Raw genomic sequence first — 26298 nt, 5'->3', positions numbered from 1 at the left:
GTATAGCAGCGGAAGGGGTGTCATGACGGCCAAACAGCTGAACACCAAGTTGGACGACGAGACCATCGCCCGTCTGGACCATCTGGCTCGAATCACCGGCAGGTCCAAGTCGTTCTACGCGAGCGAGTTCATCCGCAGCGGACTCGACGAGATGGAGGACTGGTACTTGGCCCGGCACCGTCTGGAGGAATTCAGGCAGTCAGACGATTCCGCGATCCCGTTGGACCAGGTGGACTGGTCCTGAGGTGGCGTATCTGGTCGAGGTCACGCCGCACGTCCAGAAGGTCATCACCAAACTCGGTCGACAGGATAGGACTGCGCAGCAGAGAATCCGGGCATTCCTCGAGGAGCGAATACACGGGTGCGAAGACCCCGGGTATCTCGGGAAGGCACTTCGCGGCGACCAGCACCTCTGGCGGTACCGCGTGGGCGACTACCGGATCATCTGCTCGATCGAGGATCAACGGGTGACCGTCCTCGTTGTCGATATTGCCCATCGGCGCGAGGTCTATCGATAGCGGCCCTTGGTGCTTCTGCCCTGTCACGCCCCGGGGGCACGGGCTTCTACGACCCAGGTTCCGGCGCCCAGACGGACCTCGCCGTCGGTGACATGTTCACCCAGCGCGGCCGCGGCCGCGGCGACAGCGGAGTCGCGGGCATCGGGGTTGGCGGCCATCGCCATCATGGCCTGGGGGTTCTGTTCCAGCGCCTGCCGGGCGAGTTGTTCGAGGCGGTCGGCGGGGCCGAGGGTGACCTCGTCGGGGCCGGGGTTCACCTCGACGGACTGGAAGCCGGCGGTCTCCAACACGCTGCGCACGCGGTCCGGGTCAGCGAACGAGAACGGCCCCGGCGCGCCCGGAGGTGGCACGGGGGCACCGGCGAGCCGGGCCAACGCGGCGCCGGTGGGGACGGTGATGAACGGGTTCGCGGCGGGCGCGGCAAAGCAGACGAACGCGAGCCGGCCGCCCGGTTCGAGGGCCGCCCGGACGGTGGAGAACGCCACCTCGGGTTGGTCGAAGAACATCACGCCCATCCGTGAGAACGCGGCGTCGAACAGGCCGGGCAACGGCTCGCTCTCCACGTCGAGGGTGAGGAACTCGACGTTCTCCGCATCAGCCTCATCCACCAGGCGAGCCTGCGCGCACTCGACCATCGGTCGGGACACGTCCACGCCGACCGCCGACCCGTTCGGGCGCACCCGACGTCCGATCTCCAAGGTCGTTGTCCCGGTCCCGCACCCGATGTCCAGCACCCGCTGCGGTGGGCCGAGGTCCAGGCGGTCGAGGGCCGCGCGACCGAGCGGCTCGAGAATCGTGTCGTACGCGAGCGCATTGCGCACCCACGACTGCCCCACGGGACCACTCCAGAGGTCGGCCTGCGATGCACTCATGATGAGCTCCAATGCCTCGACTCCCATCGTAGAACCGGGGAGAGGCGACCGGAACCCTCAAGGCAGCGGCACCACACTCACAGGGCACGCGACTCTCCACAGGCTGCGGTCCCGGGGACCGTGACGCGGGCGAGGAAGCCGTCGAGAGGTGTGACGCTGTCGGCCATGCACATCGCCACACCCATCTCTGGCACTCGCTACGACACCGTGCTCCGCCAGGCCCTCGCCTACGTTCGCGCCGGGGACTACCGCGCTCGCCGAATCACCCTGAGGGGAGCGCCCGGGGTCTTCGCCGACAGGACCGCGATCGTCACACCCCATCGCGACAGCTCCGGCGCATTCGATGCCGATGATCTCGCGGCCCAGCTCTACGCGCTCGCCCACGGCATCCCGTCCGACACGGCCACCTACACCGACGGCTACTTCATCAGCGGGGGACGGATGCACTCGGCCCGGGCCGAGCCGTATGAGATCGACTGGCCGTGACCGGTCGGCGGCGGAGCTGAGACACTGGGTGCGGCCCGGTTCACGGGCAACCTGCTCTTGCGCGTCATTCCTCCCCACGGTCGAGTGCGCGCCTGTTCGAAGGACTCACGTGTCTTCTCCTGCCGCCCCCGGGTCGCCTGTGACCACCGTCAGCTGGCGCGAAAAGGGCGAGGACCGCACTGCCGGGTGGCACTCCGAGAACGGCGCGCCGCCGCCGCGGGACATCGTGGTGATCCACGACGACATCGCCGCGGACAAGGCGCTTCGGATGATCCGGCGGGGCACCGGCCTGCTGTGGCGGGGCGACTTCCACAACGCCCGCCAGCTCATGCGCGCCCTCGACCGGCGTCTGCAGAAGCGGGCGTCCCGGGCTCCGCAGAGCTCCGACCCCGGCGAGGTCTTCCTCGCCAACCGGAAGGCACGCGCGCAGCGGGCGGAGACGCTGGGAAGGGTCCTCATCCCACTCGAGCAGGATTACTCGGTCAGACTGCGCCGAGCGCCCGACGTGCGCGACGGCTGCACCCATGCCTACGGTCCGCCGACCGACTCGGGCAACGACTCCCCCGGTCGGGAGACGCTGGTCTCGCTGCCCGAGCTCCTCGGCGTCATCAGCGCCTACGAGTGGCACCTGGGCGGCATCGAGGTGGCCGCGTTGGGGGCTCGGATCCATCCCGCCTACGGCGTGTTCGCGCCGACCCGTGACGAGTACATCGACCTGGTCGCCGACGCCCCCTGGCCGCAGGGTGTCGAGAATCCGATCGTGTGGGACATCGGCACCGGAACCGGCGTGCTCGCGGCCGTCCTGGCCCGGCGCGGGGCCCGGCAGGTCGTGGCGTCCGACATCAACTCGCGCGCGGTGAAGTGCGCGCGCGACAACGTGGGTCGGCTGGGGTTGGCGGACCGGGTGGACGTGGTGGAGGCCGACCTGTGGCCTTATGACGACGACGACGACGACGAGGTGGGCGACTCCGGGCGGGCCGACGTGGTGGTGTGCAACCCGCCGTGGATTCCCGGTCATCCGACGTCGGCACTGGAGCAGGGGATCTACGACCCGGGCTCGGACGTGCTCAGCCGCTTCCTCGGTGGGCTCGCCGACCACCTCACGCCGCAGGGCGAAGGGTGGCTGATCCTGTCCGACCTCGCGGAGCAGCTCGGCCTACGAGCCAGCGACGAGCTCCTCCACCGCATCGCCGACGCCGGGCTGACGGTTCTGGGAACGCACGAGACGACGCCTCGCCACCCGCGCGCGGCCGACAGCGCCGATCCACTGCACGCCGCCCGGTCCCGCGAGCGGACCATCCTGTGGCGACTGGCCGCGCGGCCCTCGTGACGGCCCGCGCGGGGGCGGCTGGGTGACTTCGTCCGCCGGCAGCGGGACAGCAGAGGTATTCAGTCGCCGGCGTCGATGTCAGGCGGGCCCGACGGGTGGTTCTTGCGGAGAAGCCCGGTGGTCGTCCTGATGAGGACATCGGCCACCAGCAGCGGCGCGATGACGAACACCGCGCCCCACCCGGTGGCCGCGACCGGCACCCAGTTCTCCCACCACATGCTGGCGTCGCGGGCGTAGTTCCGGCGCCGGGACAGCGTCAGCAGTCGCCGCGAGGTGGTGCCGTCGTTCGGATCGTGGGCGCGCCCAGCATGCGGTGAGCCCGCGAGCAGGCCCGATACGTCCGATTCGGACGCTTTCACGTGGAAGCTCGCCTGCCGAGGAGAGCGCGGAACCGTGTCCATGATGAGGATTCGACACCGGACGGACATCGGATGGGGAGGCGGGCGCCCGTGGTCCCGACCCCGGGCGCCCCGCCATCAGTCAGTCGGGGTACCGCGGATCGCGTCCGTCGAAGAACGCCGCGGCACCCTCCTGCAGGTCACCGTCGGGAATGAGGTCGATCCACAGTTCGCGCTCGAGTTCGAGCCCGGCGGGCAGGTCGACGTCCAGGCCGCGGTCCACGCACTGCTTGACGCTGCGGATCGCTCGCGGGCTGTTGACCGCCATCGTCTCGGCCAGTTCCAGGGCGAGCGGCAGCGGGTCGTCACCGTCGGAGACCGCTTCGACCAGCCCGATGCGCAGCGCCTCGGCAGCGTCGACGGGCCGGGCGGTGAACATCATCAGCTTGGACATGCCCGGCCCCACCAACCGTGCGAGGCGTTGCGTACCGCCGGCCCCGGCGAGGATTCCCCACCTAACTTCGGGCTGGCCCAGCTTCGCGCGCGCGCCGGCGACCCGCACGTCGCAGGCCAGGGCCAGCTCGCACCCGCCGCCGAGGGCCGTGCCGTTGACCGCGGCGATGACGGGCATCGGTAGCGCGGCCACGCGGTCCATGAGCCCCTGCACCCGCTCCACGAACTCGCGGGCGGTGGTCTCGTCGGTGATCTGCTGGAACCGGTGGAAGTCGCCGCCGGCGCTGAAGTGTCGGCCGGTGCCGGTGATGACCACGGCGCGGGCCGCCGAGGACTCCAGTTCGGTGAGGGCCGCTTCCATGGCCTCGACGAACGGGTCGGTCCAGGCGTTGACCGGCGGGCTCTGCATCCTCAGCACCGCGATCTGGTCCGAGTGCGGGAAAAGGTCGACCAACGGCATGGTCTGGTCAGCGTCTGTTCTGTCAGTGCCCGTCACGTCAGCGTCCCTTCCGCGCCACGCGCTGAGACTCGTCGGTGGGCCTGGCGGTGAGTTCGTTCTTGAGGATCTTGCCGGAGACGTTGCGGGGGATCTGGTCGACGAACTCGATGAACCGCGGGGCCTTGTACCCGGCCACCTCGGTGCGGACGGCCTCGTCGAGTTCCGCGCGGGTCAGCTCGACGCCGGGCTCGGGGATGACGAACGCCTTGACCGTCTCGCCCCACTCGGCGTCGGGGATTCCGGCCACCGCCACGTCCGCGACCTTCGGATGCACCTTGAGGATGTTCTCCACCTCCTGCGGGTAGACGTTCTCCCCGCCGGTCTTGATGAGGTACTTGGTCCGGTCCACCATCCGCAGCGTGCCATCGTCCTGGAGGACAAAGACGTCGCCGGTGTGGTGCCAGCCGCCGGCGAGGGTCTCCGCGGTGGCAGCCGGGCGGTTCCAGTAGCCCTGCATCACCGTGCTGCCCCGCAGCAAGAGCTCGCCGGGCTCGCCGGGCGCCACGTCACGGCCGGCGTCGTCGACGAGTCGGTAGGCCAGAGCCGGCATCACGGTTCCGTACGTCGACGGGTTGCGGTCCACCTGATCCTGGGTGGCCCACGTGGTCTTGGTCCCGGACTCCGTCTGACCGTAGATGCCCATGTACTCCACGCCGAGGCGGGTACGGGTGGCCTCGATGACCTCGCGTGACTCCAGCCCGACGGCCGAGACGAGCAGGCGCAGTGTCGTGTCCCCGGCCGGGGCCGCGTCGGGGTGGGTGACGAACGGGCCGGAGATGCCCGGGACCACCATGACGATGGTGACGCCGTGCTTCTTCACGGCGGCGTGCATCTGCGCCGGGTCGGCGGCGGCCTGCGTGACCACGGTGCCGCCGAGGATGAGCTGCGAGTGGAGCAGTCCGAGGCCCGCCACGTGGAAGAGCGGCAGGAACGCGAGGTAGGTGTCGTCGCGGTTCATCCGCAGGGAGCTCGTCATGTTCTGCGCGTACCCCACCCACGTGCGTTGGGCGAGCATGCAGCCCTTGGCGCGGCCAGTGGTCCCACTGGTGTAGAGGATGGTGGAGGTGGCCTCGCCGTGGGACTCGTCCGGCACCGGGGTGGCGGCGAGGGTCGCCGTATCTACGGTGGCGGCGGCGCGATCGAGCGGGGTCCATCCTTCCGCGGTGCCGTCCAGGAGGAACCGGGCGACGACGACGAGGTCGTCCGCGATCGACGTCGCCGCCTCCCGGTGTGCCGAGTCGGCGACGAGCGCGGTGACCCCGGCATCCTGCAGGTTGGTCGTCAGCTCCGCGGCGTGGAGCCGGGTGTTCTGGGGCACCGCGATCGCGCCCACCTCGGACAGGGCGAGAAGCGTGACGGCGTAGGGCAGGGAGTTCACCCCGAGGATGCCCACGCGGTCGCCCGGTGCGATGCCCGCCGCGCGGAACTGCTCGGCCTGGGCCAGGACCCGGCCGAGCAGGTCGGGGTAGGTGAGCGACTCGCCGGTGGCACCGTCGATCAGCGCGGTGCGCCCCGGCTGCTCGAGGGTGTGGCGACGAAGGAACGAGGTGACTGCGGGCGAAGAGAGGGCGGGGGAGCCGGGGCCCGGGTGTGTGGTGGCGATGCCAACCTCCTGAAGGTGAGTGTCACGTCAGGTTAATCCCAATTCCCGGCGTGCCCCGGCCCTCGTGCCCCGTTCAGGGCTGGGGCGCGCCCACGAGGTTGCCGCCCCGGAACCGCACCTCGCTGCGCTCGAGGACCCCGTTGCAGCAGTTGCACGTGAACTGCGGGAGGAGCTCCGCCCCGCATGCGCGGTGGATCATGGACAGCCCCGAGTGGCCGTCGTCGGCCAGCCAACTCCTCGACCAGTCGTTGAGCATCGCCGAGACGGGGAAGAAGTCCTGCCCGGCAGGGGTGAGGCGGTAGACCTGCCGCCGCCCGCCCTCCCGGTGCGACTCCCGGGTGAGGATCCCGGCGTCGACGAAGTCCTTCAGCCGGCTGGTCAGGGTGGCGGGGGAGATGTCCAGGCTGTCCTGGAAATCCTGGAAGTGGACGTCGCCCATGAGGGCGCACGCCAGGACGAGCGAGGCCCAGTGGTCGCCCAGGACGCGGGAGGAGTCGATCGGCCCATCCGAGCGGGTCGCGCGGCGGGAGCGGGTGGCACGGACGTCGCGCAGCAGGTTCGCGTCCGGCCGGGCAGTGATGTCGCGGGCGCGGAGCCCGATGGCACCACACGCGCCGCAGCCCAGGACCGGATGGGTGGCCTGCCCGCACGGGCGGTGTAGCAGTTCGATCTCCGAGTCGCCGTGTGCGGGGCCGGCCCAAGACTGATCCCACGAGCGGATGGCGACCATCACGCGCCACAGGTCCTTGCCGGCGTCGGTCAGCCGGTACTCCCGCGATCCGGGGTCGGGATCGTCGTCCGGATGGGTGAGCACGCCGTCGGCCACGAGGTCGGCCAGGCGCCGCGCCAGGACGGCGTCGGAGATGCCGAGCGCCTGGCGGAGCGCGCCGAAGCTGCGGTGGCCCACGAAGATCGCGCGCACGATCCGCAGGCCCCACGAATCGCCCACGATCACCAGGGCCCGCCCCAGGGCGGGGACGGACGCGGCCTGGTCCTGCGCGGTCGGGACCGCCATGTCGCCACCACCTCCCGATTCGCGACTCGGGCCAGCGTATCAGCCGCGGTGCGGTGCTCACCCATATGAAGTGATCGGATCGCGTTGGGGGTATGAACTGGACTTACGGTGGCCATAGCGCTCTCACTGTTGTAGTAATGGCCGTGTGGCGCTACATTAACGACAGGCGTGACCTGCGCCACTCTCGTCCGTGTCGGGCCGGGCGTCGGGTCACGGAGCGAAGAGACGAACAGATGCGGGCGGGACAGCGTTCCCGTCGGGTGGAGGTAGGACCAGATGAGTGAGCCCGTGTACGTCCTCGGCGGCGGCCGGACCGACTTCGCGCGCAAGTGGTCGTCGGAGGGCCTGGGCCTGTTCGACATGTTCACCGAGGTCATCCCGGCCACACTCGCCGGCGCCCGGATCGACGCGAGCGACGTGGACGTGATCCACGTGGGCAACCTCGCCGGCGAACTGTTCTCCGGACAGGCGCAGCTCGGAGGCATGGTCGTGGCCGCCGAGCCCGCCCTGGACGGCGTGCCCAGCACCCGGCACGAGGCGGCCTGCGCCTCCGGGTCCACCGCCGTGCTCGCCGCGAGCGCGGACATCGCCTCGGGCCGATACGACGTCGCCCTCGTGCTGGGCATCGAACTCATGCGCAACGTCTCCGCCAAGCAGGCCGCCGACAACCTCGGCACCGCCGCGTGGGCCGGCCGCGAGGCACTCGATGCCGAGTTCGCCTGGCCGGCCCTGTTCGCCGAGATCGCCGCCGAGTACGACACCCGCTACGGCCTGGACCCCGCACACCTGGGCCGGTTCGCGGAGATCGCCTTCGCCAACGGCCGCCGCAACGCCCAGGCCCAGACCCGGGCCTGGGACCTCGAGCCGGCCGCGTTCACCCCCGACGATGACGCCAACCCGCTCGTCGAGGGCATGCTCCGCAAGACCGACTGCGGCCGCATCACCGACGGCGCGGCCGGCGTCGTCCTGGTCAGCCGCCGGTTCGCCGAGGCCTGGGCCGAACGCACGGGCGCGGATCTGGGGAACGAGGCCGTGCTCGCGGGCTTCGGCCACCGCACCTCCACCCTGCTGCTCGCCGACAAACTCGCCCAGAGCGCCGGCGCCGAGCACATGTTCCCGCACCTCGCGGGCGCGGTCGAGGACGCCTACCGCCGGGCCGGTCTGGACGGGGTCGACGACCTCGACGTGGCCGAGATCCACGACTGCTTCTCCATCAACGGCATCGTCACCATCGAACACATGGGCCTGGCCGCACCCGGCGCCGGCGGTGCCGCCGTCGCCGAGGGTGCGATCGACCGCGACGGCCGGCTGCCCGTCAACCCGGGCGGCGGACTGCTCGCCGACGGCCACCCGGTCGGTGCCACCGGCGTGCGCATGGTGCTCGACGCCGCGAACCAGGTCACCGGCCGCGCGGGCGAGCAGCAGATCGACGGCGCAAGCACCGCCATGACCGTCAACGTGGGCGGCTCGTTCACCACCGCCGTCGCCACCGTCCTCACCCGGGGTGTCCGATGAGCGCCGGTCGCGAGGTCTACATCCTGGGCTCGCTGCGCACCCCGCGCGGCAAGGGCCACGCCGGCGGAGCGCTCGCCGGGATCACCCCGCTGAGCCTGGTCGAGCAGCTCCTGAACGGACTGGTCGACAGCGTGGGCCTCGACCCGGCGGCGGTCGACGACATCATCCTCGGCTCGGCCACCCAGACCGGGGCCCAGGGCGCCAACCTGGCCCGCACCGCCGCGCTCACCGCCGGCTGGGACCACTCGGTCGCCGGTCAGACGGTCAACCGCTTCTGCGCCTCCGGCATCGACGCCATCAAGAACGCGGCCGGGCTCATCGGCTCCGGGCAGGCCGACCTCATCGTGGCCGGGGGAGTGGAGTCGGTCTCCCAGGCGCCGATGTTCGCCGATCGCGGCCCTCTCTGGGCGGATGCGGAGGTCATCTCGTCCATCGGCAGCGTCCACATGGGCATCGCCGCTGACATCGGGGCCACCGAACTCGGGCTGACCCGCGAAGAACTCGACGCCTACGGTGTCCGCACCCAGGAGCTGGCGGCCCGCGCGTGGGACCGTGGGTTCTTCGACTCCACCCTGATGCCGGTCCGCGACGCCGACGGCCGGGTGGTGCTCAGCCGCGACGAGCTGATGCGCCCGGTCACCGCCGAGCAGCTCGCCACCCTGGAGCCCGCGTTCGCCGCCCTCGGCGCCGACGGACAGGACGCCCTCGCCCTGGAACACCTCCCGGAACTGGACAGGATCGACCACCTGCACACTCGGGGAACGTCGCCCTCGCTTGCCGACGGAGCGGCCCTCGTCGTCGTCGGCACCCTCGCCGCCGCCGTGCGCGCCGGCCTGACACCCCTGGCGCGCATCGTCGCCGGCGCCTCGGTCGGCGCCGACCCGGTGCGCATGCTCGGCGCCGGACAGGCCGCCATCGGGTGCGCCCTCACCCGCGCCGACCTCACCCCGGACCACATGGACGTGGTGGAGTTCGCCGAGGCGTTCTCCGCGTTCTGCCTGAAGATCCAACGCGAGTGCGGCTTCGGTGACGACCGCTTCAACGTCAACGGCGGCACCATCGCCATGGGCCACGCCTTCGGAGCCACCGGCGCGATCCTCACGATCCAGGCCGTCGAGCAGCTGCGCGTGGGTGGTGGCCGCTACGCCACCGCCGCCGTCAGTGGCGCCGCCGGGCTGGGCACCGCGCTGATCCTCGAGGCCGCCCGCTGAGCGCCGAACCGCTCGCACCACCTCGCGCCGACCGCCGCGCGCCGAGCCCGCCGCGCACCCCCCACTTCTCTGACCGAAAGGACCACCCATGGAGACCGAGGTTTTGGGCCGCATCCTCAGCACGCTGCCCGCCGACGACGACCACCCCTACCGCACCGGCCCCTGGCGCCCTCAGCACACCGAGCGCGCGGCCGACGACCTCGAGGTGATCGGCGACCTTCCCGCCGACCTCGACGGCGTCTACCTGCGCAACACCGAGAACCCCGTGCACAACGCCCTGTCGGGCATCTACCACCCCTTCGACGGCGACGCGATGATGCACGTCGTGGGCTTCCGCGACGGCGAGGCGTTCTACCGCAACCGCTTCGTCCGCACCGACGGGCTGATCGCCGAGCAGGAGGCCGGCGGGCCGCTGTGGCCGGGCATCGCCGAGAAGCCGTCCGCCGCCCGCGTCGACCACGGGTGGGGCGCGCGCGGCCTGCTCAAGGACTCCTCCAGCACCGACGTCACCGTCCACAACGGCCGGGCGCTGTCGAGCTTCTACCAGTGCGGCGACCTGTACCAGCTCGACCCGCTCACCCTGGAGACCCGCGGCAAGGCCACCTGGGACGGGGCGTTCCCCACCGACCTGGGCGTGTCCGCGCACCCGAAGGTCGACCTCGCCACCGGCGAGATGCTGTTCTTCAACTACGGCACCGACGCGCCCTACATGCATTACGGAGTGGTCGACTCGAACGAGAAGCTGGTCCACTACACCGAGGTTCCGCTGCCCGGGCCGCGTCTGCCGCACGACATGGCGTACACCGAGAACTACGCGATTCTCAACGACTGCCCACTGTTCTGGGACCCCGAGGCGCTGGCCCACGGCAAGTACGCCAACCGGTTCTACCCGGACATCCCCACCCGCCTGGCCGTCATCCCGCGGCGGGGCACCGCCGCGGACATCGTGTGGTTCGAGGCCGACCCGACCTTCGTCTTGCACTGGACCAACGCCTACGAGAGCGGCGACGAGGTCATCCTCGACGGCTTCTTCCAGCAGTTCCCCCTGCCGGCGGACGACGGCCGCGGCTCCGGGTACGAGCGCGCCTTCCGGTACCTCGCCGCCGACCGCATGGGCGCCCGCCTGCACCGCTGGCACCTCAACATGCGTACCGGGCAGGTCCGCGAGTATGACCTTTCGGATCGCGTCACCGAGTTCGGGATGATCAACGACCGCCTCCGAGGGCAGGAGTACCGCTACACCTACGCCGCGCAGAACAAGCCCGGCTGGTTCCTGTTCAACGGCGTGGTCAAGCACGACCTGCTCACCGGCGCCGAGACCTCCTACGAGTTCGACGAGGGCGTGTTCTGCAGCGAGACCGCCATGGCCCCGCGCGTCGGATCCACCGCGGAGGACGACGGCTACCTCATCACCATCACCGTCGACATGAACCGCGACCTGTCCGAGTGCCTGGTGCTCGACGCGCAGCGGGTCGAGGACGGACCGATCGCCCGCGTCCGCCTGCCCGAGCGCGTGTCCTCCGGCACCCATTCCACGTGGGCGTCGGGCGCGGAGATCCCCGGCTGGCGCACCCACGACTCGATGGCCGACGCGCTCAAGCTCTGACCAGCCCCACCAACGCACGTCCGATTCAAGGAGACAGACAGATGGTCCAGTTCACCGAGGGGATGCACTCACCCGAGCGCGTGGCCGACTACCGCGCCCGCGGCTGGTGGGACGACCGCACCCTGTACGGCGAGTTCCTCGCCCGGGTCGCCGAACGCGGCGACGCCGTGGCCGTGGTCGACCCCCTCAACCGCGAGTCCCTGGTGGGATCGCCGCCGCGGCGGCTCACCTGGAACGAGGTCGACGACGAGGTGGTGCACCTGGCGGCCCGTCTGCTGGAGCACGGGGTGCGCGCGGGTGACGTCGTGGGGATCCAGATGCCCAACTCGGTGGAGCTGGCCGAAGCCCTGCTGGCCACCTGGGCGATCGGGGCGGTCGCCTCCCCGCTGGCGATGCAGTACCGCGAGTACGAACTGAGCACCATGGGCCGCAAGGCGGGCTTCCGGGCGATCCTCACGGCCAGCCGGTTCCAGGACCGCAGCCCCGCCGCGGAGTCGATCGCCGCCCGCTCGGCCATGTCCCCGCAGCCGGTCGTGCTCACCGTCGGCGCCGCCTCCGAGGCAGGTGAGGTCGCCGACGCCCACATCGTCTCCGGCCCCGCGAGCGACGCGGACCGCGCCCGCGTCGAGGCATGGCGCGCCGAGCACTCCCACGACCCCAACCACTGCGTCACCCTGTGCTGGACCTCCGGCACCGAGGGCGAGCCCAAGGGCGTCCCGCGCGCGGACTACGAGTGGGTGTCCATCGGCGACGGCACCACCTCCGGGCCCAAGGTCACCGTGGACAGCGTCCTGCTCAACCCGTTCCCCATGATCAACATGGCCGGGATCAGCGGCATGTTCCTGCCCTGGCTGTTCACCGGCAGTCTGCTGGTCCAGCACCACCCGTTCGACGCGCCCACCTTCTTCGCGCAGATCGCAGGCGAGCGCGTCACCTACACGTTGGCCCCGCCGGCGCTGCTGTGGATGCTGCTCAACAACGACGCACTGTTGGCCAAGGTCGACCTGTCCAGCCTCGAGCAGATCGGCTCCGGCTCGGCGCCGCTGCAGCCTGCCATGGTCCGCGGTTGGCAGGAGCGGTTCGGCCTCAGCGTGATCAACAACTTCGGCTCGAACGAGGGCCTGGCCCTGCAGTCGCTGCCCGAGGACTTCCCGAACCCCGACGAGCGGGCCCGCTTCTTCCCGCGCCACGGCGCGCCGGGCGTGGAGTGGGAGGTGTTCCTGGGAGACCGCGTGGGCGTGCACCTGGTGGACCTCGAGACGGGGGAGGACATCACCACCCCGGGCGTCCCGGGTGAGCTGCGCATCGACGGGCCCACCGTGTTCGCCGGGTACCTCGACGGAGAGAACCTCTCGAGCCCCTTCGACGAGCAGGGTCGCCTGTGCACCGGGGACGTGTTCGAGATCGCCGGCGAGGACGGGAGGTTCCTCGTGTACGTCGACCGCAACAAGGACCTCATCATCCGCGGCGGCATGAACATCGCCCCCGTGGCGCTGGAGGCCATGATCGCCGAGCACCCGGCCGTCGCGGAGGTCGCCGTGATCGGCGACCCCGACGAGGTCCTGGGGGAGCGGGTCGCCGCCGTCGTCGCCCTGCGCGAGGGGCAGAGCCTCACGCTCGAGGAGCTGGTGGAGTACCTGCGGGACCGCAGGATCGGCTCGTATCAACTGCCCGAGCGGCTCGAGGTGCGCCCCGAGCTGCCCCGCAACGCCGTGGGCAAGCTGCTCAAGCGTGACCTGCGCCGCCAGCCCGTCGCCGTGAGCGGTGAGGCGAAGTGAGCTGGGCAGTGCACGTGGAGAGCGAGCAGACGGAGAGCACGCACACGGCGCTGCTGTCCCGGCTGCGGATCCCCGTGGTCGCCGCGCCGATGTTCCTCGTCTCCGGACCGGAACTCGTGGTGGCGGCCTGCCGGGCCGGCGTGATCGGCTCGTTCCCCACCCAGAACTGCCGCACGGTCGACGAGCTCGACCGGTGGTTCCGCGAGATCACCGACCAGCTTCAGGACGCCGGCCCCGCCGCGGCGCCGTGGGCCGTCAACCTCGTCACCCACCGCAGCAACCGCCGCCTCGCCGACGACCTGCGACTGGTGGCCGAGTACCAGCCGCCCATCGTCATCACCGCCCTCGGATCACCGCGCCCGGTCATGGAGGTGGTCCACGGCTACGGCGGCATCGTGGTCGCCGACGTCGTGAACATGTCCCTGGCGCACAAGGCGGCCGAGGCCGGCGTCGACGGCATGGCCTGCATCTCCGCCGGCGCCGGCGGGCACACCGGCCACATGTCCCCGTTCGCGTTCATCTCCGCCGTACGCGAGTTTTTCGACGGACTGGTGATCATCGGCGGCGGGATCGCCGACGGCGCCGGGGTGGCCGGAGCCGTCGCGGCGGGCGCCGACCTGGTCTACATGGGCACCCGCTTCCTCGCGGCGCAGGAGAGTCAGGCGCAGCAGCCGTACAAGCAGATGGTCGTGGACCACGGCCCGGATGATCTCATCGTCAGCAACGCCATCACCGGGACCCCGGCGTCGTGGCTGCGACCCAGCCTGGTGGCCAACGGGATGGACCCCGACGACCTGCGACCACTGCTCGCCGACCGCGACTACACCTCCGGCGACGAGGGCATCAAGAGGTGGAAGGACCTGTGGGCGGCCGGCCAGGGGCTGCAGTCCATCCGCGCGATCGACCCGGTCGCCGGAATCGTCGACCAGCTGGCCGGGGAGTACGAGGACCGCCTCGCCGCCGTCGCGGAGAGGCGGGCGCTGACCGTGCGGTGAGCGGGACTCCGGCCGGCCGGGGAACACGTCGTCGTTGTTGTCGTCGTCGCCCCCCGATCCGCGCAGTGACCCTAGTTGGACGGCGCCGGTGAGGTGGCGGCGTCGCGGGGCGCGGGCTCCGGGGCCCTCGACTTCTGCCACGGCCACCGGCCCGAGATCTCCAGCTCCAACGACCAACTGAGGAAGGTCCTGATCACGACGATCGCGGCCAGCACCGCCACGCTCTCCAGCGTCGGGGTCACCGCGACCGTCTTGATGATGTCCGCCGCCACGAGGATCTCCAGCCCGAGCAGGATCGACCTGCCGAGGAACCGGCGGAAGTGCCGGTAGGTGTCCGGCTGCCGGCTGAGCAGACGCCACCCGGCGATGAGCGTGGCCGCCAGGATGCCGATGACGATCGCGGCCACCCCGAGCGCATCGATCACCTCGCCGACGGCCTCGATGGTCTCCTGAAGGTTCATGTCGCTCTCCTCGCAGTCGGGTCCCGCCAGGGCGGTCGACCTCTCGCCGCAAGCCTAGGGAGCACGCCGCCGCGTCCCCCGGGGTTCGGTGATTCGCGACCAGTTGCGCGTGCGCTCCACTTGGGTACGTTTGTGGCCCACGACCCCCGCGCGTCATCCGCCGCGCGTCACCCGCCGCCCACTACCAACCGAGGAGACCACCGGTTTTGCAGACTCCCACCGCACTCGCCACCGACGCAGCCGTGGACACGGCCGCCCATCCCGTGCAGGACCCCCACGAGCATCTGCGCGACCCGGACAAGGGCTACGTGGCGTTGCTCGGCTGGGTGCCCAACGCCGTCGACGCGCTCAGCCGCTTCGACCGGCGCTACGTGGTGGTGGCCCCGATCTGGGCGGCCGACTACTGCCGCGAGCACCAGATCCCGTTCGTCCCGTGGGACTTCGAGCGCCTCAACGACCGCTCGATGGAGATCGCCGAGACGCTCCGCGACATGGGCGTGGACGTGGCGATCCCGCTGTTCGAGGAGACCGTCGAGTGGGCGGGCGCCATCAACTCCATGCTCATGGACAACCCGACGCTCTACGGCCAGTCGCTGCTGCTGCGCGACAAGGCCCTGATGAAGCGTCGCGCGCAGCTCGGCGGGATCCGCGTGGGGATCTTCGAGGAGGCGCACGAGCGGGACGACGTCATCCGGTTCCTCAAGCGCGTCAACCAGACGCTGCTCAAGCTCGACGGCGACCCCAACGACCCCATCCACCTCAAGGCGTTCGACAAGGCCGGCTGCCTCGGCCACCGCGTCATCCGCACGCCCGACGAGGTCGACACGATCCCCGACGAAGAGTTCCCGGTGCTCATGGAGTCCCACCTCGACGGCTGGGAGTTCGCCGTGGAGGCCTGGATCCACAACGGGAAGATCGTCTTCCTCAACATCTCCGAGTACGTGACGCTCGGGTACTCGGTGTTCGTCCCCGCCTCGCCCGAGCTGGAGAAGTACAGGCCCGAGATCACCCGGCAGATCGAGAAGCTCATCAAGACCTTCGACATCAAGTTCGGGTTCGTGCACCCCGAGTACTTCGTCACCAGCGACGGCGAGATGTACTTCGGCGAGGTGGCCTACCGGCCGCCGGGGTTCAAGGTCTTCGAGCTGCTCGAGCGCGTCTACGGGTTCAACGCCTACCAGGGCCTCGTGTTGGCGTTCGACCCCAGGACCACCGAGGAGGAGATCGAGGCGTTCTTCCCCCGCGAGGTGGTCGACGCGAAGGGTCACGCGGGCTGCTGCGGCGTCTACCCGCGGCGTCGGGTGGTCTCCACACTCGCGATCCCCGAGGAGACGGAGGACCACGAGTACTTCGAATCCCACGAGCTCACCGCACCCGTAGAGGAGACCGTCACCAAACGCACCGCCTTCGGCACCCACTGGGGCCTGGTCTACTTCCACGGCGACGACGCCTACGAGATGCGCTCGGTGCTGCGGCGCCAGGAGGACCTCGACTTCTACGTGTGACGCCTCGGCCGGGTGCCCGCGCGGGTACGGTACCGGCGAGCGGACGTGGTCAGAAGTCGGGCGACGTGGCAGACGCCGCCGCGAAGGACGGAGAGTGGACCAGTGGGAGACGACGAGCCCGACACGGCGCGAGTGCTCGACAAGCGGGTGGCCTCGCTCGTCGACGCCGCCCGATCGCTCGCCGAGGCCGGCGACGTGGCCAAGGCGTCGCGACTGCGACGGGTGTTGGACGGCGTGCGTCTGGTGCTTCTCCGGGACGGGGGAGCGCGGGCCGTGCAGTCGATGGCGCACGACCTCGAGGCCGCCGGCTTCTTCGACGGCACCGACTGGGCGTCGCCGGCGTCGCTGATCCCCGCACTGAGTGCGGGCACGCTCCGTAGTCCCGACTCCGACAAGGTCGTCATCGAGATCGTCAGCGACCTGCGGCTCGTCGCCGTGGCGCTGGGCGAGTACGAGCACCCCGAGGTGACACCCGAGCAGGCGCGGCAGCACCTCACCGAGGTCCTCGCCGTCAACGCCTCATTGCTGTTCACCGTCGCCACCGAGGCCGAGCGCAGCCAGCAGGGCCGCATGGCGACGGTCACCCGCACCGCGCTGGCGCACATCGCCGCGGAGATCGGCCTCGACGGCGTGCTCGACCAACTGGTCGAGGAGATCTGGCGCATCCTGCGGCAACGCCCCATCCAGGTGGACCAGATCAAACACACCATCACCCAGATCGCGATCGCGCGCCGGGACCCGCAGGTCGACACCAGCGGCGGCGGCGTGGGCATCGACCGGCTCATCAGCAGCATCTACGGCACCACCGAGGCCAGCCGCGAGGATCCCGGGGTGGAGGTCTACCTCTCCCGGCTGGAGTCCATGGACGAGGGTTCCCTGCAGTACGAGGCGACCGGGTTCGCCCGGTCCATGCACGACACCGGGCTCGTCTCCCCGTACCACCCGGTGTTGGTCCGGTTCCTCCGGGAGAAGGGCAGCTTCCTGCTCAGCGAGGCGCTGGGACTGTCCAGCACCGGGCGCGAGAGCTTGCTCTGCTTCCACGCTCTCGTCGACGCCCTCATCGACGCGGCCGTCCACCCCGAGACCGCGCAATCCGTCTACGGGCTGGCGCTGCTTCTCGAGCGGGGGATCCTCTTCCAGCCGCCCGTCGCACCGGCGCTGTGGCGGCTGTCGGCACTGCCGTTGTCCGACTACGCGGCCGAGCGGCTCGCACTCTCCTGCGGCTCCGCCCACGAGGGGCGCGTCTGGCTGCTCGCCGGGACCCTGTCGATGCTCGGCCAGCCGCTGGGCGTGGGCCAGGGCGACAACCCCACCTGCCAGTCCGCCCGGGCGCTGTCGATCTGGGCGTACAACGACCCCGACTACCTGCTGCAGATCATCGCGTGGGCCGCGCGGGACAACGAGGTGGTCATGCACTTCGAGGGCCGGCCGATCTCCTCCCGCGAACTCGACGCGGGCCTGGCCACCACGCTGCCCGTGGACCTGGACCCCGTGTCGCTGCTCGTGGTGCCGCACCTGGACCGGATCTACGCCGAGATGGGTCGGCAGTGTGCGGACCGCCCGGGCGACCCCCACCGATGGGTCAACCCCGAGTTCCACGGCTGGTGGGCGGCCCGGGGCTTCCGCATCAACGTGGACGTGGAGACCGGCAGGCTGACCGGGCTCGAGGACTTCCTGCGCCACTTCTACGGCAGCTACCACCCTTTCCACAACGGCAATCAGCCGCTGATCCACCCGCAGCCCGCGGGCGTGGCCGTCACCGATTCCTCCGCGAGGTTCGTGGGGTGGCACGCCATCACGATCCTGCGGGTCGCGCTGGACCCGGACGAGACCATGCGCGTCTACTTCTTCAACCCCAACAACGACAGCGGGCAGGACTGGGGCAACGGAGTAGTGGTGAGCACCGCCGGGAGCGGCGAGCGGTTCGGTGAGTCGTCGCTGCCGTTCGAGGAGTTCGTCTCGCGGCTGTACATCTTCCACTTCGACACCCTCGAGCCCGGCGAGACGGCATCGGTCACGGCGGACGAGATCTCGCGGGTGACCGAGCTGATCCACGGCAGTTGGGGCGCCGACCGGCTACCGGAGATCTGACGAGCCGATTGTGGTGTGGCTGGCGCGATTCAGCGGGGGCTTCCTCCCCGTGGTGCCACCGAGCATCCGGGCGTGGCCGTGTGCGGGCATTGCGGCATCACACCACCGCCGGGGTGCGCTGCCGCCCTGACCTGCGCTGCGGGAATGGTCCATTCTGCCAGCATGAGCCCGGTCGACACGTGCATAGAGGCAGCACACGGCAGAGGGGCAGCGTATCCGGCGGCACTCGCGCGGCTTCTCTGTCGAGCCCGCCCGCCTCCCTGACGAGATCCCCGCTCGTGGCTCAGGTGTCCCGCGCCCCAACCGCGTGCGTCCCCGCCGCGGCTGCGCCCGCATCGGGCATCACCCCGTGCCGGCCCAGAGGCAGCATGAGCGGCCGGCCCGAGGTGGGGTCGTCGATCACCACGGCGTCGAGCCCGAACACCGCGCGCACCATCTCCGGGGTGAGCACCTCGTCGGGCGCACCATTGCAGTGCACGCGGCCGTCGGCGAGCGCGACCAGGTGGTCGGCGTAGCGGGCCGCGAGGTTGAGGTCGTGCAGCACCATGACGATGGTCGTGCCGCGGTCGCGATTGAGGTCCACCAGCAGGTCCAGCACCTCCACCTGGTGCGCCACGTCGAGGAACGTGGTCGGTTCGTCGAGCAGGAGCAGGTCGGTGTTCTGGGCCAAGGCCATGGCGATCCACACGCGCTGGCGCTGGCCCCCGGACAGCTCGTCCACTGCCCGGTCGGCCAGTTCGAGCGTGCTGGTGGCCTCGAGGGCGGCGGCGACGGCCTCGTCGTCGGAGCGAGTCCATCGCGAGAGCATCCCCTGGTGCGGATTGCGGCCGCGCCCCACCAGGTCGGACACGGTGATGCCCTCGGGCGCGATCGGCGACTGGGGGAGCAGCCCCAGGGTGCGGGCGAGCTTCTTAGCGGGGATGTGGTGGACCTGCTCGCCGTCGAGGAGCACCTGCCCGCCTCGGGGCCGCAGCAGCCGGGACATCGAGCGCAGCAGCGTGGACTTGCCGCACGCGTTGGCGCCGACGATCGCGGTGATGGCCCCGGGCGGCACCTGCAGGTCCAGGTCGCGGATGACGGCGCGGTCGCGGTAGCCCAGGTCCAACCCGGTGGCCTCGAGCGAGTGGTCGGCGGTCACAGTGAGCCTCCGGTGCGGTTGGTGCGGGCGATGAGGTAGACGAGGTACGGCGCGCCCAGGGCCCCGGTGATCACGCCGACGGGATAGCGGGAGCCGAACGCGTACTGGCCCACCAGGTCCGCCGTCAGCACCAGCACGACGCCGACCAGCGCGGCCGGGATGAGCGGCGAGCCGTGCGGACCGACCAGCCGCGCGGCGATGGGCCCGGCGAGAAACGCGACGAAGGCGATGGGTCCGGCGGCGGAGGTGGCGAACGCGATGAGGCCCACGGCGGCGATGATGAGCACGATCCGGGTGCGTTCGGTGCGCACGCCCAGGGCGGAGGCGGTGTCGTCGCCCAGGCGCAGCAGCCCCAGGTCGCGGCCGAGCAGCAGCAGCACGGGCGCCAACACCACGGTCGCGGCCAGCACGGGTCGGACCTGCTCCCACGACGCGCCGTTGAGGCTGCCGGTCAGCCAGCGCATGGCCTCCTGCAGCTCCCACTGCGGGGCGGTCTTGAGGATGTAGTCGGTGACCGCGTTGAGGGTGGCGGCGATGCCGATGCCGATGAGCACGAGCCGCGTGCCCGCCACGCCGCCGCGGTAGGCCAGGGCGTAGATTCCCAACGCCACCGCGATACCTGCGACGATCGCGAACGCCGACACCTGCGCGCCGCCCAGGCCCAACACGACGATCGCGAAGGCGGCCGCCGCGCTGGCGCCGGAGCTGATGCCGATGATGTCCGGGGAGGCCAGGGGGTTGCGCAGCATGGTCTGGAACGTCACGCCGCCCAGCCCGAAGCACGCGCCGGTGAGCACGGCCAGCACCGCGCGGGGCAGCCGGAGGCGTCCGACGGTGAACGTCGCGCCGTCGACGTCGTGGCCGAGGATCACCCCCAGTACCTCGGCGGGGGAGTAGAAGGTCTTGCCCACCATGAGGGAGGCGGCGAACAGGCCGACGGCCGCCACGACGAGCAGGCCCATCACCAGCCGGCGCCGGCGGCCGCGGGCGCGGCGACCGGCAACCACGACGTCGACAGCGGACGAGTGCACGGGGGCGAGAGCCCGCGCGCCGCGACCCACGACGGCGGTCACAGCTCCCTGACCTTCTGCCGGCGCACGATCGCGATGAGGAACGGCGCTCCCACCAGCGCGGTGATGATGCCGACGTCGATCTCGGCGGGCCGGGCGACGATCCGGCCGAGGACGTCGGAGGCGGTGACGAGCACGGCGCCGGTGAGCGCGGAGAACGGCAGCAGCCAGCGGTGGTCCACGCCGACGAGCAGCCGGCAGGCGTGGGGGACGATGAGCCCGACGAAGGCGATGGGCCCGGCCACCGCGGTCGCGGCGCCGCAGAGCAGGACCGCACCGAGGGAGGCCACGGCGCGGGTGGCCAGCACGTGCTCGCCGAGTCCGGCGGCCAGGTCGTCACCGAGCGCGAGCGAGTTGAGGGGCCGTGCGGTGAGGACGCAGATCAGCGCGCCCACCGCGAGGAACGGCAGCACCTGCTCGATGGGTTCGAGGCTCGCCCCACCGACGCCGCCGATCTGCCACGAGCGCACGCCGCCGGCGATGTCCCCGCGCGGCAGCACCACCGCGCTGATGAACGACGACGCCGCCGCCGAGGTGGCCGCCCCCGCCAGCGCGAGCTTCAGTGGCGTCGCACCGCCGCGGCCGAGGGATCCCACGACGTAGACGAACACGGCGGTGATCGCGGCGCCGGCGATCGCGGTCCAGATGTAGCCGGTGAAGCTCCACAGCCCGAACCACGCGATACCCACGACCACCGCGAGCGAGGCGCCCATGGTCACGCCGAGGATGCCGGGGTCGGCGAGCGGGTTGCGGGTCACGCCCTGCATCACCGCGCCGGCCACGCCCAGGGCCGCGCCCACGAGCACGGCGAGGACCGTGCGCCAGACGCGCTTGGTCACCGCGGCCTCGCCCAGGCCGTCGGTGGATCCGCCCAGCGCCGCGACGATCTCGTCGGGGGAGACGGTGCGGGAGCCGATGGTCACCGAGGCGATGACGACGACGACGAGGACCGCGATCGTCACCATGAGCCACAGCAGACGCACGCGCGCCGGGCGTCGCACAGCCTGGACGGCTGACCTCGCGACGCCCGACGCGGGGGCTGCGGCCGGGGCCGTGGCCGGGTCGGCGGTCACCTGCTGGCGGCCTCCGCGAGCTGCGCGACGTAGTCGTCGAGCACCCACGAGATGGCCAGCGGCGTCGGGTTGGCGGCGGTGCCCATGGGGCCGTTGCCGTCGAGGAACACGATCGCGTCGTTCTTCACGGCCGGCATCTGCGACAGCAGCGGGTCCGCGCGCAGCGTGTCGACCAGCGACTGGTCGCCGTAGGTGACGATGAGCTCGACGTCGTCGAACATGTCGAGCTGCTCGGCGCTCACGCTGCCCGAGAACTTCCCGCCGGCCGACGCCTTGGCCACCGCCTTCGGGGTGGTCAGGCCCAGATCCTCGAAGAACGCGGCCCGGGTGTCGGCGGCGGTGTAGAAGTTCACCGTGGACAGGTCGGTGGGGTCGACGTGCGTCATGAACATGGTCGCCGTGCCGTCCAGCTGCGGGTACTCGGCGGTCGCCTCGGCGATCTCGCCCTCGATCCGTCCGATGAGCTCGTCGCCCTCGGCCTCGAGGCCCAGGCCCTGGGAGTTGAAGCGGATGACGTCGCGCCACGAGGTGGCCCACGCCTCCTCGGGGTAGGCCACGACCGGCGCGATCTCGCTGAGCGTGTCGTAGTCCTCCTGCGTCAGGCCCGAGTAGGCGGCGAGGATGACGTCCGGGTCCGTGTCGGCGACGGCTTCGAAGTCGATGCCGTCGGTCTCGTCGAACAGCACCGGGGTCTCGGCGCCCAGCTCGTCGAGCTTCTCCTCGACCCACGGGAGCAGGCCGTCGCCGTCGTCGTCGCCGAAGTTCGCGGCGGCCATGCCCACGGGCACGACGCCGAGGGCGAGCGGCACCTCGTGGTTGGCCCACGCGACGGTGGCCACCCGTTCGGGCGCCTGCTCGATGGTGGTGGTGCCGAGCGCGTGCTCGACGACGACGGGGAAGGCCCCCGAGTCGCCTGACGCGGCGGCACCGCCGGGGGAGTCGGCCTCGGACGATGACCCGCAGGCGGACAACACCAGCGCGGTCGTGGAGGCGATCAGGACAGAGGCAATACCGCGAGAACGCATCAGGGCGGCTCTCTCACTCTCGAAAGGTCGACAGGGCTGCCCACCCGACGCCACCATCGGCGTTAGGTGAGGCTGGCCTAAGACGTTACGACCCGGCTGGTCGGGGGCGCAATCGCTTGATCAGGACGCCGGATATAGCGCTTCGGACAAGGGTGAGCCGGTCGCGGGCCCGTCCGCGTCGCCCGACCCGTCGACGCCGCCCGCCTCGTCCGAGTGTCCCGCCCCGCGGAACCGGCCCGGGGTGAGGCCGGTGGTCCGGCGGAACGCCGCGCCGAACGCGCTCGCTGAGCTGTAGCCGACCCGCACCGCGACCTCGTCGACCGGCATCCCGCCGCCGAGCATCACCGCGGCGTGCTGCGCGCGCAGCGCCGCCTGCCACGCACCGAAGCTCAGCCCCGTCTCGGCGCGGAACGTCCGGGTCACGGTCCGTTCGCTCACCCCGAGCCGGGCAGCCCACTCACCGAGCGAGCGGGTGTCGCCGGGGTTCACCTCGAGTGCGTCGACGATCGGGCGGAGCAGCGCGGAGTCCGGGCGCTGCACGAGCAGGGCGTGCGGTGAGGGCTCGAGCAGGTCGAACACCATCTGCTCGGTGAGCTCCCGCGACTTCGGTTGCAGTGCGTGGTCGACCAGGCGCTCGAGCAGCAGGGTCAGCAGCGGGGTCACCTCCACCGCCACGGGTTCTTCCGGCAGGGGCGAGCGGGTCCGCGTGTCGACGTGGGCCGTGCGGTACCACGTGCCCGCCGGCGCCGTGGCCGAGTGCAGGACCCCCGCGGGGATCCACAGACCGATCGACGGGGTGATGGTCCAGGTGCGCGCGCCGATGGTCGCGGTCGATGCCCCGGCGCGATTCCACAGCAGCTCGTGCGTGGGATGCGAGTGCGGCTCCCACACGGTGTCGCGGGCCACGCGCTCGGCCATGCCCGTGATGACGAACGGCATCACCACCGCGCCCGCCTGGTACACGGGCAGTGTGCGTGTCTCCACGCCGCCAGGGTAGACCTGATCTGATCGGCGGGGACCCGGCGGCTGGCGTGAGGAGGAGCATGCGCGCGAGCGTGGAGTGGATGGAGCGGCACCAGGTGTTGCTCTACCTGGCGGGACTCGTCGTGGGCGGGGTCGTCGGGGTGCTCGCGCCCGCGGTGGCCCGCCCGGCGGGGCTCGCGATCCAGCCCGTGCTCGCGCTGCTGTTGTACGCGACGTTCCTCGGCATCCCGTTCGCGCGCATCGGCGGGGCGTTCCGTGACTGGCGTTTCCTCGGCACGATCCTCGCGGTCAACTTTCTGCTGGTGCCGCCGATCGTCTGGCTGCTGACGCGGATCGTCGCCCACGACCGGGTGCTCCTGGTGGGCGTGTTGTTCGTCCTGCTGACCCCGTGTATCGACTACGTCCTCGTGTTTGCCGGCCTCGCCGGAGCCGACGTGCACCGGCTCCTGGCCGCGACCCCGCTGCTCATGCTCGCCCAGATGGCGCTAATGCCGCTGTACCTGTGGCTGTTCGTCGGCACGGAGTTCGTGGACACGGTGGAGTTCGGCCCGTTCGTCCGGGCGTTCGTGCTGCTCATCGCGCTGCCTCTCGCGGCTGCGGCGCTGACGCAGTTCGTCGCCGGCCGCGGGGAGTCGGCCCGGGCCGGCCGCGTCAGCCGAGTCGGTCGGGCGGTGGCGCAGGGCGCGGTCGCGGCGATGGTCCCGCTCATGGTCGCCACGCTCGCGCTCGTGGTCGCCTCCCAGATCAGCGCGGTCAGCGAGCGGCTCGGCGGACTGGTGCAGGTGGTCCCGGTGTACGTGGCGTTCGTCATGGTCATGGTGCCGGTGGGCATGGCGGCCGGGCGGCTGGCGGGCCTCGATGTGCCGGGCAGGCGGGCGATCGCGTTCAGTGGCGCGACCCGAAATTCCCTGGTCGTCCTCCCGCTGGTCCTGGCACTGCCCGCGGCGTTCGATCTGGCGGCCCTCGTCGTCGTCACCCAGACCCTCGTCGAGCTCGTCGCCATGGTCGTCCTCGTCCGGCTCGTCCCGCGACTCATCCCCGAGGTAACGCCGGTCACTTGACCCGCCATCCGAACCGTGGTTCCGGTAGCTTCAGAGGGTTCCCGTGCGCGGCTCCGCCGGCGCCGGATTCTGCTCTCTGCTCACACCGCAATCCCAGAGGACGACCGTGACGTCTGAAGTCTCCGCCACCCCACATTCCGCACAGGCGGCCCGGGCCCCGCAGGCCTCCCCGCCGATGCCCGCCGCCACCGTGCGGCTCATCGCCCTGCTCGTCGGCGCCGCGTTCGTGGTGATCCTCAACGAGACCATCATGTCCGTGGCACTGCCCGAGCTCATGGGCGAGTTCGCGGTCACCGCCGCCACCGCGCAGTGGCTGACCACCGCGTTCATGCTCACGATGGCCGTGGTCATCCCGTTCACCGGCTGGCTGCTCGTGCGCCTGCCGCTGCGGTCCGTGTTCGTCATCGCGATGAGCACGTTCACCGCCGGCACCCTGCTGGCGTCGCTGGCCATGGTGTTCCCCATGCTCGTCGCCGGCCGGGTCGTCCAGGCCGTCGGCACCGCCATCATGATCCCGCTGCTCATGACCACCGTGCTCAACGTGGTGCCCGCCGACCGTCGCGGCCGCACCATGGGCGTGATCTCCATCGTGATCGCCGTCGCCCCGGCCATCGGCCCCACCGTGGGTGGCCTGGTGCTCGACGTGCTCAGCTGGCGCTGGATGTTCTGGTCGGTGCTGCCCATCGGTGTGCTGGCACTCGTGGCCGGAGCGGTGCTGATCCGCAACGTCACCGAGCCCCGGCGCATCCCGCTCGACATCCTCTCCGGCGTCCTCTCGGCGATCGGGTTCGCCGGCCTCATCTTCGGTCTCAGCTCGATCGGCGAGGCCGCCAGCGACAACGCCCTCATCTCGCCGTGGATCCCCGTGGCGATCGGTGTGGTCGCCCTGGCCGTGTTCGTCTGGCGCCAGCTCTCGCTCAAGGACTACGCGCTGCTCGACGTGCGGGCGTTCGCGTTCCCGACCTTCACCGTGAGCCTGGCCCTCATGCTCATCTCGATGATGTCGCTGTTCGGCACCCTCATCCTGCTGCCGCTCTACATGCAGCAGGTCGTGGGCACCAGCACCCTGAACTCCGGGCTGGCACTGCTGCCCGGCGGCCTGATCATGGGCGTGCTCGGCTGGTTCGTCGGCCGCGCGTTCGACCGGATCGGCCCCCGGCCGCTCATCATCCCCGGCTCCATCCTCGCGTCCGCCGGCCTGTGGGGGATGTACACGTTCTTCTCCGCCGACAGTTCGCTGGTCACGGTCGTCGTCTGGCACATCGTGCTCAGCGTGGGCCTGGCGTTCCTCTTCTCGCCGCTCATGACCTCCGCGCTCGGCTCCCTGCCGCCGCACCTGTACTCGCACGGGTCGGCGTTGCTCAACACCCTGCAGCAGGTCGCCGCCGCCGCGGGCACGGCGCTGTTCATCACCGTCATGACGCTGGGAATCGTCTCCGGCGCCGAGTCCGGCCTGGGCGACGTCGCCGCGCAGATGACCGGCGTCCACAACGCACTTCTGCTGGGCGCGTGCATCTCGCTCATCACCGTGGTCGGCGTGTGGTTCGTCCGCAACAGCGCGCAGACCGAGGGGCCGGCCTCGGTGCCGAAGGCCGAGGGGTCCGAGAACGACACGGCGCAGGAGACCGCCTCGGCGTAACCGGCAGTTCGGGTGTAGCCGGCAGCCCGGGC

24 protein-coding genes are annotated in these 26298 nt (G+C 71.0%); 13 read left to right on the top strand and 11 right to left on the bottom strand.

What is annotated here, in order from left to right:
* Positions 1–22 precede the first annotated feature (22 nt).
* Both relB and AC3DE3_RS03585 read left to right on the top strand, forming a co-directional pair.
* Positions 23–244, top strand: a complete 222-nt coding sequence (relB, locus tag AC3DE3_RS03590; protein WP_119192871.1) for a type II toxin-antitoxin system RelB family antitoxin — start codon at positions 23–25, stop codon at positions 242–244.
* Position 245: 1 nt separating this feature from the next.
* Positions 246–518, top strand: a complete 273-nt coding sequence (locus AC3DE3_RS03585) for a type II toxin-antitoxin system RelE family toxin (protein ID WP_488368975.1) — start codon at positions 246–248, stop codon at positions 516–518.
* Between the two features lie 23 nt (positions 519–541).
* On the opposite strand, the gene AC3DE3_RS03580 is transcribed toward AC3DE3_RS03585, so the two are convergent.
* On the bottom strand, positions 542–1390 hold the full coding sequence (locus tag AC3DE3_RS03580) for a class I SAM-dependent methyltransferase (RefSeq protein WP_488368974.1): 849 nt from the start codon (positions 1388–1390) through the stop codon (positions 542–544).
* 150 nt (positions 1391–1540) lie between these two features.
* Here AC3DE3_RS03580 and AC3DE3_RS03575 point away from each other — a divergent pair, with 150 nt between their 5' ends.
* Positions 1541–1876 (top strand): hypothetical protein, encoded by a 336-nt coding sequence (locus AC3DE3_RS03575; RefSeq protein ID WP_488368973.1) that lies wholly within the window; start codon positions 1541–1543, stop codon positions 1874–1876.
* A 109-nt stretch (positions 1877–1985) separates the two neighbouring features.
* Positions 1986–3206 (top strand): methyltransferase, encoded by a 1221-nt coding sequence (locus tag AC3DE3_RS03570; protein WP_488368972.1) that lies wholly within the window; start codon positions 1986–1988, stop codon positions 3204–3206.
* Positions 3207–3265: 59 nt separating this feature from the next.
* Here the strand turns inward: AC3DE3_RS03570 and AC3DE3_RS03565 are convergent, their stop codons facing one another.
* The 4 genes from AC3DE3_RS03565 to AC3DE3_RS03550 form a co-directional block, all read right to left on the bottom strand.
* Entirely contained in the window at positions 3266–3565 is a 300-nt protein-coding gene (locus AC3DE3_RS03565; RefSeq protein ID WP_260488133.1) for a hypothetical protein, read from the bottom strand.
* A gap of 121 nt (positions 3566–3686) precedes the next feature.
* Positions 3687–4493, bottom strand: a complete 807-nt coding sequence (locus AC3DE3_RS03560) for an enoyl-CoA hydratase/isomerase family protein (RefSeq protein ID WP_488368971.1) — start codon at positions 4491–4493, stop codon at positions 3687–3689.
* 1 nt (position 4494) lies between these two features.
* Entirely contained in the window at positions 4495–6099 is a 1605-nt protein-coding gene (locus AC3DE3_RS03555) for a class I adenylate-forming enzyme family protein (RefSeq protein WP_488369106.1), read from the bottom strand.
* Positions 6100–6172: 73 nt separating this feature from the next.
* Positions 6173–7114: a winged helix-turn-helix transcriptional regulator gene (locus AC3DE3_RS03550; RefSeq protein ID WP_488368970.1), complete on the bottom strand. Its 942-nt coding sequence runs from the start codon at positions 7112–7114 to the stop codon at positions 6173–6175.
* Positions 7115–7390: 276 nt separating this feature from the next.
* Here AC3DE3_RS03550 and AC3DE3_RS03545 point away from each other — a divergent pair, with 276 nt between their 5' ends.
* The 5 genes from AC3DE3_RS03545 to AC3DE3_RS03525 all read left to right on the top strand — a co-directional run bounded on the left by AC3DE3_RS03545 (position 7391) and on the right by AC3DE3_RS03525 (position 14219).
* Entirely contained in the window at positions 7391–8629 is a 1239-nt protein-coding gene (locus AC3DE3_RS03545; protein ID WP_488368969.1) for an acetyl-CoA acetyltransferase, read from the top strand.
* Entirely contained in the window at positions 8626–9840 is a 1215-nt protein-coding gene (locus AC3DE3_RS03540) for an acetyl-CoA C-acyltransferase (protein ID WP_488368968.1), read from the top strand. Before AC3DE3_RS03545 ends, AC3DE3_RS03540 begins: the two co-directional genes overlap by 4 nt.
* An 88-nt stretch (positions 9841–9928) precedes the next feature.
* Entirely contained in the window at positions 9929–11446 is a 1518-nt protein-coding gene (locus AC3DE3_RS03535; protein WP_488368967.1) for a carotenoid oxygenase family protein, read from the top strand.
* 41 nt (positions 11447–11487) lie between these two features.
* Entirely contained in the window at positions 11488–13224 is a 1737-nt protein-coding gene (locus AC3DE3_RS03530) for a class I adenylate-forming enzyme family protein (RefSeq protein WP_488368966.1), read from the top strand.
* Entirely contained in the window at positions 13221–14219 is a 999-nt protein-coding gene (locus AC3DE3_RS03525) for an NAD(P)H-dependent flavin oxidoreductase (protein ID WP_488368965.1), read from the top strand. The genes AC3DE3_RS03530 and AC3DE3_RS03525 overlap by 4 nt, the downstream gene beginning before the upstream one ends.
* Positions 14220–14290: 71 nt before the next feature.
* On the opposite strand, the gene AC3DE3_RS03520 is transcribed toward AC3DE3_RS03525, so the two are convergent.
* Positions 14291–14680, bottom strand: a complete 390-nt coding sequence (locus tag AC3DE3_RS03520; RefSeq protein ID WP_488368964.1) for a DUF1622 domain-containing protein — start codon at positions 14678–14680, stop codon at positions 14291–14293.
* Positions 14681–14886: 206 nt separating this feature from the next.
* Between AC3DE3_RS03520 and AC3DE3_RS03515 the strand changes: the two genes are divergently transcribed.
* A complete protein-coding gene (locus AC3DE3_RS03515) occupies positions 14887–16185 on the top strand; it encodes an ATP-grasp domain-containing protein (protein WP_488368963.1) in 1299 nt (432 codons plus the stop codon).
* Positions 16186–16287: 102 nt separating this feature from the next.
* On the top strand, positions 16288–18276 hold the full coding sequence (locus AC3DE3_RS03510) for a hypothetical protein (RefSeq protein WP_488368962.1): 1989 nt from the start codon (positions 16288–16290) through the stop codon (positions 18274–18276).
* Positions 18277–18559: 283 nt separating this feature from the next.
* Here the strand turns inward: AC3DE3_RS03510 and AC3DE3_RS03505 are convergent, their stop codons facing one another.
* The 5 genes from AC3DE3_RS03505 to AC3DE3_RS03485 form a co-directional block, all read right to left on the bottom strand.
* Entirely contained in the window at positions 18560–19414 is an 855-nt protein-coding gene (locus AC3DE3_RS03505; RefSeq protein WP_488368961.1) for an ABC transporter ATP-binding protein, read from the bottom strand.
* A complete protein-coding gene (locus AC3DE3_RS03500; RefSeq protein ID WP_488369104.1) occupies positions 19411–20445 on the bottom strand; it encodes a FecCD family ABC transporter permease in 1035 nt (344 codons plus the stop codon). The genes AC3DE3_RS03505 and AC3DE3_RS03500 overlap by 4 nt, the downstream gene beginning before the upstream one ends.
* 38 nt (positions 20446–20483) lie before the next feature.
* A complete protein-coding gene (locus AC3DE3_RS03495; RefSeq protein WP_488369103.1) occupies positions 20484–21449 on the bottom strand; it encodes a FecCD family ABC transporter permease in 966 nt (321 codons plus the stop codon).
* 104 nt (positions 21450–21553) lie between these two features.
* Positions 21554–22582, bottom strand: a complete 1029-nt coding sequence (locus AC3DE3_RS03490; RefSeq protein ID WP_488368960.1) for an iron-siderophore ABC transporter substrate-binding protein — start codon at positions 22580–22582, stop codon at positions 21554–21556.
* 120 nt (positions 22583–22702) lie between these two features.
* Complete coding sequence (locus AC3DE3_RS03485; protein ID WP_488368959.1) at positions 22703–23566, bottom strand: helix-turn-helix domain-containing protein; 864 nt, start codon at positions 23564–23566, stop codon at positions 22703–22705.
* A gap of 59 nt (positions 23567–23625) precedes the next feature.
* On the opposite strand from AC3DE3_RS03485, the gene AC3DE3_RS03480 reads away from it, so the two are divergent.
* Together AC3DE3_RS03480 and AC3DE3_RS03475 are read left to right on the top strand one after the other, a co-directional pair.
* Positions 23626–24627: an arsenic resistance protein gene (locus AC3DE3_RS03480; protein ID WP_488368958.1), complete on the top strand. Its 1002-nt coding sequence runs from the start codon at positions 23626–23628 to the stop codon at positions 24625–24627.
* 175 nt (positions 24628–24802) lie between these two features.
* Positions 24803–26266 (top strand): MDR family MFS transporter, encoded by a 1464-nt coding sequence (locus AC3DE3_RS03475; protein WP_488369102.1) that lies wholly within the window; start codon positions 24803–24805, stop codon positions 26264–26266.
* Positions 26267–26298 lie beyond the last annotated feature (32 nt).

Source organism: Dietzia sp. IBK-p2-16D, from assembly GCF_057773085.1.
The sequence above is the reverse complement of the archived record's forward strand: the minus strand, read 5'-3'. Positions and strand labels throughout refer to the sequence as shown.